The organism is Hyalangium versicolor, from assembly GCF_020103695.1.
Classification (GTDB): domain Bacteria; phylum Myxococcota; class Myxococcia; order Myxococcales; family Myxococcaceae; genus Hyalangium; species Hyalangium versicolor.
In genome coordinates this window covers 435,275-451,042 of the sequence record NZ_JAHXBF010000008.1, presented here as the reverse complement: position 1 = coordinate 451,042, position 15,768 = coordinate 435,275, and the positions used below count along the sequence as shown (strand labels likewise).

Below are 15,768 nucleotides of genomic sequence, written 5' to 3'. Positions count from 1 at the left end.
TGTGGTCACATCCCAGGGCGGCTCCCTCCCGGGGGCTCCGTCTGAAAGGAAGGCGATGTCCGAGCACCTCACATCCCTCGTCACGGGGCTGCATGCCGCCCGGCACTTCGAACAAGCCGCGCTCCTCACGCTGCGGGCGCTGCTGCTGATCGCCGAGGAGGCACTGGAGGCCAGCCGCTTCGCCCGCCAGGGAAGGATTCTGCGAGGAGTGGTGCACCTGCGGCCCGCGGACGCCTACCGACGGCTGGCAGCGCTCGAGCGGGAGGCGGCTGAGACCTGTCCACCGGACGAGAAATCGCTGCTGCTGGCGGATGGGCCCCAGGTGGCGCTGCTGGCCTCCGCCTCCGCGTGGCGCGCCGTGGTGGAGCATGGCTGCGCGGTCTCCATCGACGTGGGCCTGGGCACACTTCAGCCTCATCAGGAGTCCGCTCGCCGGCTCGCCTCGTCGCGCTACACCGCCTCCTTCACCCAGGAGAGTCAGCAGCGGCTGCTCAGCCGCGAGGCCACGCACGTCTGCGTCCTGCCGCTGCGCATGGCCGGCGGGCGCATCGACGGGATGATCGCGCTGGAGGCCAACTGCATGGCCGCGCTGGGCCAGGACTTCATCTGGCGTGAGACGAGCCCTCAGTTGCAACTGGCGGTGGATCTGGCGGCGCCCTACCTCACGGGGCTGGCGCCGCACCCGGGCTCCGCGCCGGAGACGGACGACTTCCTGCCCGTGGTCGGCGCCTCCATGGCCAGCCTCGTGGGGGTGCTGCGCATCTTCTCCCAGCAGGAGGAGACGCTGCTGATCAGCGGTCCCACGGGCGCCGGCAAGTCCCGGCTGGCCCGCTGGTGCCATGAGCGCTCGCAGCGCCATCAGGGGCACTTCGAGAGCCTGGATCTGATGATGGTGCCCGAGGAGCTGCAGATGGGAGAGCTCTTCGGCTGGCGCAAGGGAGCCTTCACGGGAGCGGTGCGAGACAACCCGGGCTTCCTCGCGCGGGCGAACGGCGGCACGTTGTTCATCGACGAGATCGACAAGCTGTCGCTCAAGGCGCAGGCCGGTCTGCTGCACGTACTGGAGGAGCGCACCTACCGTACGCTCGGTGATGCCGCGAGCGAGCACCGCGCCAACGTGCGCTTCATCATCGGCACGAACGCGGACCTGACCGAGTCGGTCCGCCGAGGCACGTTCCGCGAGGATCTGTACTACCGCATCAACGTACTTCCTGTGCGGGTGCCTTCACTGGATGAGCGGCGGGACGAAATCGGCGCCTGGGCGCGCTACATGCTGGCGCGGCACCACAAGGAGAAGAACCCGGCAGGCGTGGTGCGGCTGTCGCCCGAGGCCGAGCAGCGGCTGGAGCAGAGCGCGTGGCCCGGCAACCTGCGGCAGCTCGACAACATCATCCGCCGTGCCTACACGCTGGCCCTCGTGCAGCAAGGGGGCGCCACACAGGAGCTGGAGCTGCGAGAGCCCCACATCCAGCAGGCGCTCACCTACGAGGGAGGCAAGCAGAGCTCGCTGGTGGAGGCGATGAGCCAGGCGGCGCGGGCCTTCGTGCTGGAGGCGCAGCGGCGGCGGGCTCCACTGGACATCGACTTCGCCGAGAGCCTGCGAGGCTTCGTGCTGGCCGAGGCCGTCCAACAGGTGGGGCGGGATGAGGCGTTCCGACTGGTGGGGCGCGAGTCGCTGGTGAAGAGCCGCAACCACCTCAAGGCGCTGCGCCAGGAGTTGAAGAAGGCCGAGGCACTGTGCACCGAAGTGGGGCAGCCCGTCCCCACCGCCTTGACGCATGCGGGCAGCAGCGAGGCTTCCTGAAAGCAAACAGGCAGGAAGCGCCACAGCGATGTCTCGCCTACGTGGCGGCTCCTGTGCCTGCTCATGAGCGGAGCCTAGAGTGCGCGGCACATGCTCCTGAATAGAACCGCGCTGCACCTCCCGCTCTCGCGGAACCCGAAACGAGAGAGAGCAGACGGGAATCCGCCAGCACGGCTGCATGTTCTCCGGAGCGAAACTCCGCCGCTGCGGGGAAGTCTCACGCACGGCTGAGCATCGATATGAACAACCCCCTGCCTCCTACTGCCCCGCCGCCGCTCCTGTCCCAGGCGGCTGCGCTTCCCACGGGCACGGTCCTGGCCAGCCGCTTCACCCTCGAGTCACTCGTGGGCCGAGGCGGCATGGGGTCCATCTATCGCGCCCGAGACACACTGTCGGGACAGATCGTGGCGCTCAAGCTGCTCCACGTCGACAGCGCCGAGGCCCTCCAGCGCTTCTCTCGCGAGGCCGCCGTCCTGGCCGAATTGCGCCACCCGGGCATCGTCTCCTACGTGGCCCACGGCACCACCGCGGACGGCAGGCCTTTCATCGCCATGGAGTGGCTGCAGGGTGAGGACCTGGCCCAGCGTCTCTCTCGGCAGCCGTTGAATCTCGAGGAGTCACTGGCCCTGCTCCGCCAGGCGACCCAGGCACTCGCCCTGGCGCACCAGCGCGGCGTCATCCACCGCGATCTCAAGCCCTCCAATCTCTTCCTGCGCCAGGGCCGCCCCGAGGACGTCGTCCTGCTGGACTTCGGCCTGGCCCGGCATCTCGTGCCCTCGGTGGCTCTCACCGCCAGCCAGATGGTGATCGGCACTCCGGGCTACATGGCTCCGGAGCAGGTCTCCGCCCAATCCCAGCTCACGGCCAGCGCGGACATCTTCTCCCTGGGCTGTGTCCTCTACGAGTGTCTGACCGGGACGGCGCCCTTCTCCGCGCCCCACTTCGTCGCGGCGCTGGGCAAGATCCTCTTCTCGGAGCCCGAGCCCCTACGCGCCCTGCGCCCCGAGCTGCCCGAAGCCCTGGAGGAGCTACTCCAGCACATGCTGGTCAAGGCCCCGGAGAAGCGGCTGCCGGACGCCGCGCGCTTGCTGGAGACCGTGTCCCAACTGCGAATGGGGCTGGCGTCGGAACCCTCCGCCCAGCTGTCCGCCAGCATGCCTCCCCTGAGGCTGACGGGCTCCGAGCAGCACCTGGTCAGCGTGCTGGTGGCCGCGCCCCGTGTCACGGAGACGCAGCCCTTGGAGCTCCGGCCGCATGACTCACGTTGGACCCTGCGAGACACGCTGCGCACCCTGCTCATGCCTCATGGCGCCCAGGTAGAGCTGATGGCCAATGGGTCGCTCGTGGCGACGCTCAAGGCCACCCATGGCTCGGCCACGGACCCAGCCACCCTGGCGGCCCGCTGCGCCCTGCTGATCCAGGAGCGCTGGCCCGAATCCACCGTGGTGCTCACCACCGGCCGCGCCCGGCCCGCGCACCTTCCCGTGGGCGAGGCCATGGATCGAGCCGGCCAGCTGCTGCGACAGCACGAGTCCCTGCCCTCGGGCACCTCGGCCTCGGTCCTGCTGGACGAGGTGACCGCGGGGCTGCTGGGGCCCGGCTTCCAGCTCTCCCGGCCGCAGCCCGATCTGTTCCTGTTGCTCGGCGAGAGCCTCGGCGCGGACGCCTCGCGCCCACTGCTGGGCAAGCCCACTCCCTGCGTGGGCCGCGAGCAGGAGCTGACGCTGCTGGAGCTGGCCTTCAACACCTGCGCGCAGGAGTCCATCGCTCAGGCGGTGCTGGTGACGGCTCCGGCGGGGATGGGCAAGTCCCGCCTGCGCCACGAGTTCCTCCGCCGCCTGGAGCACCAGGGCCATCAGGTGCAGGTGCTGCTGGGCCGAGGCGATCCCATGAGCGCGGGCTCGGCGGATGGACTGCTCGGCCACGCCCTGCGCCAACTGTGCGCCATCTCCAGCACCGAGCCCCTCGAGACGCGCCGGGGCAAGCTGGTCCAGCAGCTCAGCAGGCACCTGCCAACAGGTCAGGCGCAGGAGGTGGCCGGCTTCCTCGGCGAGCTGTGCGGCATCCCCTTCCCGGATGAGCACAACCCTCGGCTCCGGGTGGCCCGGGCCGACCCGCAGCTGATGAGCACGCAGGTGGGCCGAGCCCTGGTCGCCTTCTTCCGTGCGGAGTGCGCCCACCACGCCGTGCTGCTGGTGCTGGAGGATCTGCACTGGGGAGACGCGCTCAGCGTCCGGCTCATCGACGAAGTCCTGCGCGAGCTGACCGAGCAGCCCTTCATGGTGCTGGCCATGGCGCGCCCCGAGGTGCAGGAGATCTTCCCGAACCTGTGGGCGCGGCGGCTGCAGGAAGTGCCGCTGCGAGGACTGAGCCGCAAGGCCGGGGCGCGGTTGGTGCGCGAGGTACTCGGAACGGAGGTGCCCGAGGCGCTGATGGAGCGGCTGGTGGAGCAGGCGGCGGGCAACGCCCTGTTCCTGGAGGAGCTCATCCGGGGCGCGGCGGAGGGGCGCGGAGAGGCGGCGATGCAGACCGTACTCGCCATGCTCCAAGCGCGCCTGGGACGGCTCGAACCCCAGGCCCGGCAGGTGCTGTTGGCCGCCAGCCTGCTCGGCCGAACCTTCTGGCGAGGCGGAGTGCAGGCCGTGCTGGGCGGAGAGCTCACCAGCTCCGAGCTGGACCACTGGCTGCAGCACCTGGTGGAGCTCGAGTGGGTGGAGTTGCAGCCCGCCAGCCGCTTCCCGGGAGAGACCGAGTACCGCTTCCGCCATGCGCTGGTGCGAGATGCGGCGTACGGGCTGGTGCCTGACAGCCATCACCCGGGAGGCCACCAGCTGGCAGGCCAGTGGCTGGAGCAACAGGGAGAGACGGATCCCCGGATCCTTGCCGAACATGCACGGCTCGGGCAGCAGCCGGAGCGAGCCATCCGCTTCTACCTCACGGCGGCCGAGCGGCTCTTCGATCACGACGACATGCAAGGCGCGGAGCGGTGCATCGAGACCGCGCTGGCGCTGGGCCCCACGGGAGAGCCCTGGGTGCAGTTGCGCGCGCTGCGGGCGGCCACGGCCTTCTGGCGCAATGACTTCGCGACGCTGAACACAGTGGGCAAAGCCGTGCAGCAGGAGATGAAGGCGGGCACCGTCCGGTGGTGCAAGCTGATCGACGGCCTGACGCTGGGCTGTGGCTACAGCGCACAGAAGGAATACGTGCTCAGCCTGTGCCGGCTTCTGCTGGACACGGAGCCGGAGCCGGAGGCACGGAGCGCGTACTACCTGTCGCTGTGCTTCATGGGCAACATGATGTCCTACCTGGGTTGCCTGCGAGAGACAGAGGCCTGCTTCGAGCACCTGGAGCGCACCGGAAGCGAAGTGATTGCCCGGGATGGCATGGTGCGAGGCTGGCGAGGAGTCGAATACAGCTTCCAGTCGCTGGTCATCCGGGACGAGGCCTGGAAGGCCCTGGTCTGGGCCGAGCAGTCCGTGGGGGGCTTCCGAGAGGTGGGCTCGGAGCGGGGCGAGGTGGTGGTGCTGGCTCGGACGGCCCAGGCCCTACGGGCACTCGGCGACGTGGCAGGAGCGGTGGAGCGAGCGCGTCAAAGTGTGGCCCTGGCACTGCGAGTGTCTCCGCGCTTCGGCGTCAGCTTCGCCGAGCACAACCTGATCCAGGTGCTGGCAGTCAGTGCCGAGCCGACCCATCAGCAGGAGGCTCGGGCGCTGGCGCTCAAGTGGGTGGAGAACCGCAGTGGCAATCGAGTGCAGCTGGGATTGGCTCACCTGGTGCTAGCCAAGATCTCGGCGGCGAGCGAAGAGCTGGCCGAAGCCGAGGTACAGGCCCGGCAGGCATGCGAGATCCTCGCGCCCTTCGCGATCTTCCTGCCCGAAACGCGCTGGAAGCTGAACGAGATCCTGCTGAGACAAGGGCGCGTGGCCGAAGCTCGGGCAGGAGTGGAGCTGGCCCTGAAAGAGCTGGAGCCCCTGGGGACGGACAGAATGGCCCGGGTGGGACTGCTCCGGGTGCTGGCCGAGTCCTGCTTCGCCGAGGGAGACACCGCCTCGGGAGAGCAGGCGCTGCACAGGGCCCTCGAACACCTGCGCTCTCGTGCTGCCGCCATCCCGGACCTGGCCGTCCGCCAGCGCTTCCTGCACCAGGTGCCTGAGAACGCCCGCGTCCTGGAGCTGGCTCGACAGCGCTGGGGCGAGACCGAGTTCCCGTAACCCGGCTCGACGCCTCGCGGCATCAAGGGGCCGAGGGAGCTGGCCCCTGCCGTGCCCAGATTCGCGTGCGAGATGCCATCAACACCCAGAGCAGGTGCCGCTGCTCGTCGGCGAAGTTGCGATCAAGGAGGGCTCGCGTCTCCGGGTCCCAGTCCTCCTTGAGCACCCACTCGTAGGTCTGGTTGGTGATCTGTTCGCCTTCCACCATGACGGTGAGCAATTCCTCGATGCTCATTCCCTCCCGCACGGGAGTGAAGCCATGGCGCTCACAGCTCTCGACGCTTGGACGGGGCGGCTCGCGTTCGCCGCCCAGCCTCTCGATGCGATCATTGAGCTGCTGAACATGGAGCAGGTGATCGGAGCGGAACTCCATCAGCGCCTGCTCGAGCTGGGGAACGGTGATGCGCTTGAGCACTGCGTCGTAGACGGTGATGGCATCGAGATCAATGTGCACCAGGTCCTTGAGGATGGAGAGCAACCGAGGATCCGTTTGCTGAGCCATGTGGCGTGCCTCCGCGAGAGGGCTGGATGTGTTTGCCTTCGCGGGGAAAAGCTCCGCACGGCCGGAGGAGCGGACCACTGCACACGGGCTTGGGAATGATCGGTGGCGCCCTTGCCTGCCCTCAACGCTCCAGGCAGGCACCCACCTGGCCCTGGCCCGGTCGTACGCCCCCTGCGCAGTGTTCTCCAGCCCCGGTGGCTCGCAATCACTCGCCACGAACGTCAATCCGCATAGAACGTGGCGTCGGCTCGGTCCGTGGCGGTGGAGAGCGTCTGAACGGAGAGCAGGTAGTTGTAATGGCGGATGTACCGGCCGACGTAGTTGTACGACTCGAACGACACGCCGGCGCTGTCCGACAGCCCTGCCCGCTTGTAGAACGACGCTTCATTCTTGAACGTCGTGGAGCCGTCATTCTTCTCCAGCCACAGCTCGGAGCTTCGGTCCCGCAGGTAATACCCCGGATAGTTTGCCGACTCGAGCGACACCGTTCCGGAGCCAGCAAGCCCTGTCACGAGCCTGAACTGTGAATCCGCCAGATTGGTGACATTGGTTTCGAGCTTCGCCCGGAACTCCCAGTGCCGGATGAAATAACTCGGGAAGTTGTAGGACTTGAATCGGAAGGGCGTGGCTCCGTCCGCCAGAGGGATCCCGAAGTTGGGCGTCCCATCCGTATTCCAGTAGAGCTTCTGGACACGCGTGTGACGGTTGGGATCGTAGAGCGGATCCCCGGTGATCGTCTTGTAGTTGCGTGCGTGGTACACGAGGATGTCGCTCTGTCCGTCCTCGGAGACGACAAAGGAATTGTGGCCAGGGCCGTACTGACTCGTGTTCACATTGCTGGCAAGCACGGGAGACGGTGACTTCGTCCAGGACGCCGGATTCAGCAGATCACTCGTGGCGGAGGCCGTCAGCAACCCCATGCAATAGCGATCATCCGTCTTGCTCGCGGAGTAGGAGACGAAGATCTTCCCGTTCTTCTTGATGACCGCAGGGCCTTCATTGACGCGGTAGCCCTGGATCTCCCAACTGTACGTGGGTTGGGTCAGAAGAACGGCGGGCAGCACGAGGGTGGTGGGGCTGCTCATCTTCGCGATGTATACGTTGCTGTCCGGGTTGTACTGCGCCCAGAGGAGATATCGCTGGCCGTTGTGCTCGAAGGTGGTGGCATCGAGCGAGAACGACTCCAGGTCCGTGAAGATGCGCCCCTTCTCCGTCCAGGTGCCGCTCAGCGGATTGGCACTGGAGCTCTCGAGCGCATACATGCGGATCCGCCAGATATCGTCCGAGGATCCCGCCGCGAAGTAGAGGTACCACTTGCCGCTGATGAAGTGGATTTCCGGCGCCCAGATGTGCACGGCCATCTCGCCAGACGCGTGCTTCCGCCAGACAACCGTCTCCGACGCGGTGGACAGTCCCTGGATCGTCGTCGCACGTCGCAGGGTGATCCGGTCGTACTCCGGGACGGAGGCCGTGAAGTAGTAGTAGCCATCCGTGTGCTTGTAGATGTGCGGGTCGGCGCGCTGCTGGATCAGCGGATTGGAGAACTGCGGCGGCGCGGCCCCCGCGGTTGAAGCCACCAGCAACAAGGCGAGGGGCACGACGAATCGCGCGGGCGCGCACTTCCAGTTGAATGAAGAAGAAGCCATCTCGATTCCTACCTTTCGTCCGTTCAGTCCGTGCGTCAGGCCTGGCTCAGGGGGTCACTTCCCGGAACGTGGCATCCGACTGCCCGGTCGTGGTCGTGATGGGCTCGATCCGGAGCACGTAGTTGTAGTGCCGGATATAGGAGTCAGGCTGGTTGTACGACTGGTAGGAGAGCCAGGTCGAGTTGGCCAGTCCAGGGACGTCCACGAACGTGGCGTCCTGCTTGAACTGGGTCGTGCCGTCATTCTTCGCCAGGACCAGCGGCGAGCCGTCATGTCTCAGAAAGTAGCCAGGGAAGTTCACCGACTCGAACGAGATGGCGGTGCTGTCGGCCAACCCGGGGACGATGCGGAAGTGCGAGTCCTCCACGGGAGACACATTCGGGTCGATGCGGGCCTGATAGTTGTAATGGCGGGCGTAGTAGGTCTGGAAGTTGAAGGACTGGATCCGTCGGATGTCTCCGGGCTGCCCCGTCTCCTTCAGGATGGTCAGATGCCGGACGAAGCCCGTGAGGCTCGGCAGCTCCTTCTTGGCCGACCAGGAGCCGAAGGCGTTGGTGGAGTCGCTGTAGTAGTACTTCCCAGCGGAGTACCCGTCGAAGAAGATCCGCCATGCGCCACTGTCCAATTGGATCAGGGCCGGACCTTCCACCCAGTTCCCCCACCCTGCCCAGTCTCCGGTGCCCTTGAAGGTATAGGGGCCCGTCAAGCTGGAGGAGGTCGCGTACTCGATGTACTTGGTCGTCTCGTTCTTGGTGAACGCGTGGTAGGTGCTCCCCTGCTTGACGATGAAGGTGTCGATGTAATTGGGCGACAACCCCGCCAGCGGCACGGGCGAGGACCAGGAGGACAGCGCGCTGTTCTGCGCCTTGATGACGTGAGGGGTGAAGTTGGTGGCGCCCACCGTGCGCAGGGACACGATGATGTTGATGCTGCCGTCGCTGTCCTTGAACCACTCCGGCGCCCAGGTGTTCTGCAGGTTCGTGACGGGAAGCGTGACATCGCGCAGGAAGGTCCAGTTCACGCGATCGGAGCTCCTGGCAAAGCCAATCGTGTTGCCCTCCCAGTTGGTGGTGTAGGTGACGTAGTAGTACCCGTCGCTGTGCTTCATGACGCTGGGGTCCCGAATCAGCCCTGAAGGCGGAGTGAACGCCGGCCCCTTCATCAGCCCGTAATGGGTGCCGTTATAGGACTGGTACACATACATGTTCGATTCACTCGAATTCGTGAACGCAGTCATCGTGTACACGCTCGTGGACGCAGCCGCCGCCCCCGGCTGGAGCGCGAGCAGCGCCAGGGCCGCCCACAGCACCGGCAACAACGAGGAGCGAGCCCGCCCGGATTGGAGGCGCCCGGCCCTGAGAGCACCCGAGCATGTGAGCGCTAACATCGCAGCGCCGCCGATGGCCGCTCCCGCACGAATTCGGGTTACAACTGCGGATGTGAGCGCTAACATGACAGCGGGATTGCTCACCACTTTCGCGTGATGCATGGGAGTTCCTCAGGTTTGGGGTGGACGGGACATCGGGGCGGAGCTCTGCGCCTCGAGTTGCGGCAGGGTGAACTGCTTCCTCATTGTCAGTCAAGACGCATTATTCGGTTTATTCCGACAACGCATTGCATCATCCATGCAACGCATTGCGGCAGAGTGAAATCAACACTCCTCGCCCTTGGGTAGGTTGCGCACATGTCCACCTCGTCTCTCCGAACACTCCTTGCCCGCCTCGGCCCGGACGGCGTGCTCGCCTGCACCTGCGGAAGACAGCACCACATCGCGGTGCGGCAGGTCCTCGTCAGCGAGGACGCGCTGCGCGAATCAGCCGGACTCCTCCGGCGTGAGCGGGGAAACAGCCCCGCCCTCTGGGTCCTCAGCGATGAACACACCGAGGCTGCCGCGGGTCAGCAGTGGAAGACTGCTGTCAGTGCAAGCCGGATCGTCTCCCGCATCCTTCCAGGGGAGCCCAGGCCGATCCCGACCCTGGCGCTCGTGGACGAGCTCACCCAGGAGGTGAAGACGCACTCTCCCGATCTCCTGATCAGCGTGGGCAGCGGTGTCATCAGCGATCTGGTGAAGAAGGTGTCCCTGAATACCGGCATCCCCAACTGGTGTGTCGTCACCGCGCCCTCGGTGGATGCCTACAGCTCGATGACGTCGGCGATCCGCATCGCGGGCTATCACCAGGCTGTCCCCGCCCGGCCCTCCGAGGTCATCGTGTGCGATCTGGGAGTGATCGGGCAGGCTCCACGCCCGTTGTTCCTGGCGGGGCTCGGGGATCTGCTGGCCAAGTATCTGGCTCATCTCGACTGGAGCCTCGCTCGGACAGTGACGCGCGAGCTGCTCTGCGACACCATCGCCGGGCTGGCGCTCAGCTCGGCCCGGGAGGCGCTTGCCGCCGCGCGTGCGTGGGAGAGTCATCCCATCGAGGCAGCCCGATCGCTCACCGAGGCAGCGCTCGTGTCGGGGTTCGCGATGCAGGCCCTGGGCAGTTCGCGGCCCGCCGCCTCAGCCGAGCACACCATCGCGCATTTCTGGGAGATGGCGGGTGCCGTGGCCGAGGAGGAGCACGACCTGCACGGACTGCTGGTCGGCGCTGCTTGCCGGCTCGTCCTGCCCGGGTATGTCGACTGGTACAGGAAGCTGGCCGAGGTGGATTTCGACGTCGAGGAGAGACTCGCGGCGCTGGAGCGCGAGCCGCCATGGGATGCGCGGCTGGAAGCAGAGATAGCCCCCTTCCGGCACAAGATGGCGGAGGAGATGCGAGGCCGGGCGTTCGACCGCGCGGCGCTGGGACAACGCCTGGAGGCATTCGCCCAGAACAGAACGCACCTCCAGACGATGGCGGAGCCCCTGCTGAAGGAGCTCTCCGGCGCGATCGAGCTGCTGACAGGTGCAGGCTTCCCCTTCTCGCTCGGCGAGCTGGGAATACACGAGCGATACCGGCTGCTGCCCGTGCGCCATGTCCGGCTGCTTCGAAACCGCTACACGACGTTCGATCTCGCGCACGAGCTGGGCCGAGAAGACTCTCTCGTCGCCACGATCTCGCGCGGCGCTCTCGGCTGACTACCCTCGCGTCCCTCCCCCGCCGGGCCGGCCTCAGCGGCCGTTGGCGGCGGCGGTGCTCTGGCGAAGGATCAGCTGGGTTGGCACCACCACATGCTCCTGGGTCTGGGAGGAGCCCTCGATCTGCTCCAGGAGATGGTGGATGCAACGCCGGCCGACTTCGGCGAAGTCCTGGCGCACCGTGGTCAGCGGCGGAGTGAAATATGCGGCTTCGGGGATGTCGTCGAACCCAACGAGGCTGATCTGCCGTGGAGTCTCCCGCCCGACCTCATTGAGCAAGCGCAAGAGCCCCAGGGCCATCTGATCATTGGCCACGAAGACAGCCGTGACATCGGGCATCTGCACCAACTGCCGCCCGAGCTCGTAGCCTGAACGGGCGCTCCAATCCCCACGCAGGAGCGGAGGTGCCGCCGCGCGAGCCTCCTTCAGTGCCGCTCGCCAGCCGGCGATCCGCTGCTCGGCCTCGATCCAGTCCGCGGGCCCGGCGAGGTGCCAGACAGTGCGGTGCCCCAGGTCGAGCAGGTGCCGTGTCGCGGCCATCGCCCCGCCCAGCTGGTCGACGGCCACCACCGGCACCGAGTTGGAGGGGCCGGCCTCGACAGCAACCAGCGGCACGCCGGGCGGAAGGCGCCGCAGGGCCTCCACCGCCGCCTTCTGGGGGGCAATGACCACGACGCCATCCACCCCCTGGTCGCGAAGACGCTGCACCGCGTCAAGGACCGAGGTCCGATTCAGTGAGCGCAAGCTGGCGATGCTGACGGCATAGCCCGCGTCATGCGCCGCCTCCTCGATGCCGAGCAGGGTCGAGGCTGGGCCGAAGAGCGCCGTATCGAAGCTGACGACGCCGATGGCCATCGAGCGCCCGGTGACCAGGGCCTGCGCCACCGGGTTGGGCCGGTAATCGAGTTGCCGGATGGCCTCGAGGACGCGCTTGCGCGTGTCTCCTCGCACGTTCGGGCTGTCGTGCAGCACGCGAGAGACTGTCTGATGTGAAACACGCGCCAGCTTCGCGACGTCCGCCATCACAGGCGGACGGCTCCCACGGCTACGGCTCTTACGCACCGGCAAAGCTCCACTCCCCATGGCGACAGCCTATCCTCAAGGCCCTGCTCACTCAGGTACCGCATCGAGGCCTTCTCAGGGCGGACAAAGCGTTGCGCAACGCATCATGCATTACCGCGCCGCATCATGCGCCAGGAATGCCACGGGGTCAGCGCGCGTCGCTTGACGCCTCTGATGTGAGCGCTCACAATCCGCCGCCATCGTCAGGCACTGCTGAGCCTGACCGCTCCCCTCAATCAGGTGCATTGGAGGTCCCCGTGAAGCGCGAGGCGTTTGTCATCGGGATTGATTTCGGGACGGACTCCGTCCGCACAGTGGTGGCGGACGCGGCGGACGGCGCCGTGGTGAGCGTGTCGGTTCAGCACTATCCGCGGTGGGCGAAGGGCCTGTACTGCGATCCCCAGGAGAACCGGTTCCGCCATCATCCCCTCGACTATCTGGAGACGATGCAAGCCTCCATCGCCGAAGCACTGGCACAAGCGGGGGAAGGCGTTGCGGCCAGGGTGCGAGGCATCGCGGCAGACACCACGGGTTCGACTCCTGTCCTCACCGACCGGCGCGGCGTGCCGCTCGCCCTCACGTCTGGGTTCAAGGAAAACCCTGACGCCATGTTCATCTTGTGGAAGGACCACACCGCCGTCGCCCAGGCCGAGCGCATCAACCAGACAGCGAGGACCTGGGGCGGAGCCGACTTCACGAAGTACGAGGGCGGCATCTATTCCAGCGAGTGGTTCTGGGCCAAGGTGCTCCGGGTCGTCGAGACCAACCCTGCCGTCACCCAGGCCGCGGTCAGCGTGGTGGAGCTCTGCGACTGGATCCCCGCGGTGCTGACGGGGTGTGAAGACCTCGGAAAGCTCAAGCGCAGCCGCTGCGCGGCGGGGCACAAGGCCATGTGGCACGCCGAGTTCGGTGGATACCCCTCGGACGAGTTCCTGACCCGGCTCCATCCGCGCCTCGTCGAATTCAAGGGCTCCCTCGGGCGCGAGACGTTCACCTCGGACATCCCCTTTGGCACCCTCTCTGGAGAGTGGGCGGCGAAGCTCGGGCTGCCGCGAGACACCGTCGTGGCCGTGGGCGCCTTCGACGCTCACATGGGCGCGGTGGGCGGCAACATCAGGCCCCATCAGCTCCTGAAGATCCTGGGGACGAGCTGCCTGGACATGGTCGTCGAGCCGAGATCGCAGGAGCCGGAGCGCCTGGTCCCAGGCATCTGCGGGCAGGTGGACGGCTCCATCATCCCCGGAATGGTCGGCTACGAGGCCGGACAGTCGGCCTTCGGCGACGTCTATGCCTGGTTCAAGAAGCTCCTCGCCTGGCCTCTGGAAGCGATCCTCCCTGCCCTTCCCGGCTCGGACGCAGCCACGAAGCAGGCGCTGGCCGACACCCTCATGGAGCGGCTCATCCCCGAGCTCGAGCGCGCGGCGAAGGACCTTCCGCTCGACGACAGCTCGCTCCTGGCGCTCGACTGGATGAACGGGCGGAGGACGCCTGACGCGAACCAACGCCTCAAGGGAGCCCTCACGGGCATCACCCTGGGAACGGACGCTCCGCGCATCTACCGCGCCCTGGTGGAGGCAACGGCCTTCGGCTCGCGCGCCATCGTCGAGCGCTTCAAGTCGGCGGGGATTCGCATCGACAGCGTCATCGCCATCGGCGGTGTGGCCCGCAAGAGCCCCTTCGTCATGCAGACCGTGGCCGATGTGATGGACATGGACATCGCGGTCTCCGCGGGAGACCAGGCCGTGGCGTTGGGCGCGGCGATGTTCGCGGCGACCGCAGCCGGCCTCTATCCCCGGGTCGAGGCAGCGCAGGAAGCCATGTCCGCCGGCGCCGAGCGGACCTACCGCCCCGATCCGGCCCGCGCCAGGCGCTACGCGGCCCTCTACCAGCAATACCTCGAGCTCGGCTCCTTCGTGGAGAAGAAGCTGACGCACCCGGACGAGGCCCACTGAGACACAGGAGCAAGGTCATGATCGATCTGAAGAAGCAGGAAGTGTGGTTCCTCACCGGGAGCCAGCATCTCTACGGGGATGCAGCGCTCAAGACGGTCGCCGAGGATTCGCGGAAGATCGCCGAGTCCCTCGACGCATCAGGGAAGCTCCCTGTCCGCGTGGTCTGGAAGCCGACGCTGACCGATCCCGAGGCCATCCTCAACGTCTGCCTCGAGGCCAATAACTCGCCGAATTGCATCGGCGTCATCACCTGGATGCATACCTTCTCGCCCGCGAAGATGTGGATCGCCGGGCTCTCTCGCCTCCAGAAGCCCATGGCCCATCTCCATACCCAGACCGAGCGGGAGCTCCCCTGGGACAAGATCGACATGGACTTCATGAACCTCAACCAGTCCGCCCACGGCGACCGGGAGTTCGGGTTCATTGGCGCCCGCCTGCGCATGGACCGGAAGATCGTCGTGGGCTACTGGAAGGACGAGGACGTCCTGGCCAAGCTCGACGGCTGGGCGAGAGCGGCCTGCGGCCTCGCTGAGTCGCGGCGCCTGAAGATCGTCCGCTTCGGCGGCATGAACATGCGCGAGGTGGCCGTCACGGGAGGCGACCGCGTCGAGGCGCAGATCCAGTTCGGCTGGTCCGTGAACGGCTACGCCGTGGGCGATCTGGTCGGGCGCATCGCCGACGTGAGCGACTCCGCGATCGACACCCTGATCTCCGAATACGAGGACACGTACTCCCTCGTCCCCGCGCTCCGGAAGGGCGGCGAGCGGCGCTCCGGCCTGCGCGACGCCGCACGGCAGGAGATCGGCATGCGGAGCTTCCTCCAGGAAGGCGGCTTCGGTGCCTTCACCACCACGTTCGAGGATCTCCACGGGCTCAAGCAGCTGCCCGGCCTCGCCTGCCAGCGGCTCATGGCGGAGGGCTATGGCTTCGGCGCGGAGGGTGACTGGAAGACGGCCGCCCTCATCCGCGTCATGAAGGTGATCAGCGCGGGGATCCCCGGCGGCGTCTCCTTCATGGAGGACTACACGTACCACCTCGCCAAGGGGAACGAGCTCGTCCTCGGCGCGCACATGCTCGAGGTCTGCCCCTCGATCGCGGCGGGCAAGCCCTCGCTCGAGGTCCACCCGCTCGACATCGGCGGCAAGACAGACCCCTGCCGCCTCGTGTTCTCGGCCGGGGCCGGCCCCGCGCTCAACGCGACGCTGGTCGACATGGGCGGCCGCATGAGGATGATCGTCAACGAGTTGGACGTCGTGAAGCCCGAGAAGCCCATGCCGAACCTGCCCGTGGCCCATGCCGTCTGGAAGCCGCGGCCCGACTTCAAGCGCAGCTGCGAGGCCTGGATCCTCGCCGGTGGCGCCCACCACGCGGGCTTCAGCCGCGCCGTCACCGTCTCCCAGCTCGAGGACTTCGCGGGGATGGTGGGCATCGAGTTCATCCACATCGGGAGCGGAACGGAGCTCTCCGCCCTCAAGAACCAGCTTCGCTGGAACGAGCTCGCGTACCGGCTGGCCCGGTAGGCGAACGCAGCGC

The 15,768-nt window shown here is 67.0% G+C and carries 9 protein-coding genes; 5 read left to right on the top strand and 4 right to left on the bottom strand.

The window, feature by feature from the left end; genetic code table 11:
* Positions 1 to 55 precede the first annotated feature (55 nt).
* Complete coding sequence (locus KY501_RS19510; protein WP_224364702.1) at positions 56 to 1,804, top strand: sigma-54-dependent transcriptional regulator; 1,749 nt, start codon at positions 56 to 58, stop codon at positions 1,802 to 1,804.
* 239 nt (positions 1,805 to 2,043) lie between these two features.
* On the top strand, positions 2,044 to 6,015 hold the full coding sequence (locus KY501_RS19505) for a serine/threonine-protein kinase (RefSeq protein ID WP_224364701.1): 3,972 nt from the start codon (positions 2,044 to 2,046) through the stop codon (positions 6,013 to 6,015).
* Positions 6,016 to 6,037: 22 nt separating this feature from the next.
* On the opposite strand, the gene KY501_RS19500 is transcribed toward KY501_RS19505, so the two are convergent.
* From KY501_RS19500 to KY501_RS19490, 3 genes are all read right to left on the bottom strand, one after another.
* Entirely contained in the window at positions 6,038 to 6,517 is a 480-nt protein-coding gene (locus KY501_RS19500; protein WP_224364700.1) for a ferritin-like domain-containing protein, read from the bottom strand.
* A 221-nt stretch (positions 6,518 to 6,738) separates the two neighbouring features.
* On the bottom strand, positions 6,739 to 8,163 hold the full coding sequence (locus tag KY501_RS19495) for a family 43 glycosylhydrolase (protein ID WP_224364699.1): 1,425 nt from the start codon (positions 8,161 to 8,163) through the stop codon (positions 6,739 to 6,741).
* A gap of 46 nt (positions 8,164 to 8,209) precedes the next feature.
* Complete coding sequence (locus KY501_RS19490; RefSeq protein ID WP_224364698.1) at positions 8,210 to 9,472, bottom strand: glycoside hydrolase family 43 protein; 1,263 nt, start codon at positions 9,470 to 9,472, stop codon at positions 8,210 to 8,212.
* Positions 9,473 to 9,847: 375 nt separating this feature from the next.
* Between KY501_RS19490 and KY501_RS19485 the strand changes: the two genes are divergently transcribed.
* A complete protein-coding gene (locus KY501_RS19485; protein ID WP_224364697.1) occupies positions 9,848 to 11,221 on the top strand; it encodes an iron-containing alcohol dehydrogenase in 1,374 nt (457 codons plus the stop codon).
* A gap of 33 nt (positions 11,222 to 11,254) precedes the next feature.
* Here the strand turns inward: KY501_RS19485 and KY501_RS19480 are convergent, their stop codons facing one another.
* Entirely contained in the window at positions 11,255 to 12,244 is a 990-nt protein-coding gene (locus KY501_RS19480; protein ID WP_224364696.1) for a LacI family DNA-binding transcriptional regulator, read from the bottom strand.
* Between the two features lie 296 nt (positions 12,245 to 12,540).
* Here KY501_RS19480 and KY501_RS19475 point away from each other — a divergent pair, with 296 nt between their 5' ends.
* Both KY501_RS19475 and araA read left to right on the top strand, forming a co-directional pair.
* On the top strand, positions 12,541 to 14,235 hold the full coding sequence (locus KY501_RS19475; protein ID WP_224364695.1) for a ribulokinase: 1,695 nt from the start codon (positions 12,541 to 12,543) through the stop codon (positions 14,233 to 14,235).
* A gap of 17 nt (positions 14,236 to 14,252) precedes the next feature.
* Complete coding sequence (araA, locus tag KY501_RS19470) at positions 14,253 to 15,755, top strand: L-arabinose isomerase (protein ID WP_224364694.1); 1,503 nt, start codon at positions 14,253 to 14,255, stop codon at positions 15,753 to 15,755.
* The last annotated feature ends 13 nt before the right edge of the window (positions 15,756 to 15,768 follow it).

What these genes read in the sequence shown, in the direction of transcription:
- araA (WP_224364694.1), top strand. Translation starts at nt 14,253, where the DNA reads ATGATCGATCTGAAGAAGCAGGAAGTGTGGTTCCTCACCGGGAGCCAG.
- KY501_RS19485 (WP_224364697.1), top strand. Translation starts at nt 9,848, where the DNA reads ATGTCCACCTCGTCTCTCCGAACACTCCTTGCCCGCCTCGGCCCGGAC.
- KY501_RS19500 (WP_224364700.1), bottom strand. Translation starts at nt 6,517, where the DNA reads ATGGCTCAGCAAACGGATCCTCGGTTGCTCTCCATCCTCAAGGACCTG.
- KY501_RS19495 (WP_224364699.1), bottom strand. Translation starts at nt 8,163, where the DNA reads ATGGCTTCTTCTTCATTCAACTGGAAGTGCGCGCCCGCGCGATTCGTC.
- KY501_RS19510 (WP_224364702.1), top strand. Translation starts at nt 56, where the DNA reads ATGTCCGAGCACCTCACATCCCTCGTCACGGGGCTGCATGCCGCCCGG.
- KY501_RS19480 (WP_224364696.1), bottom strand. Translation starts at nt 12,244, where the DNA reads ATGGCGGACGTCGCGAAGCTGGCGCGTGTTTCACATCAGACAGTCTCT.
- KY501_RS19505 (WP_224364701.1), top strand. Translation starts at nt 2,044, where the DNA reads ATGAACAACCCCCTGCCTCCTACTGCCCCGCCGCCGCTCCTGTCCCAG.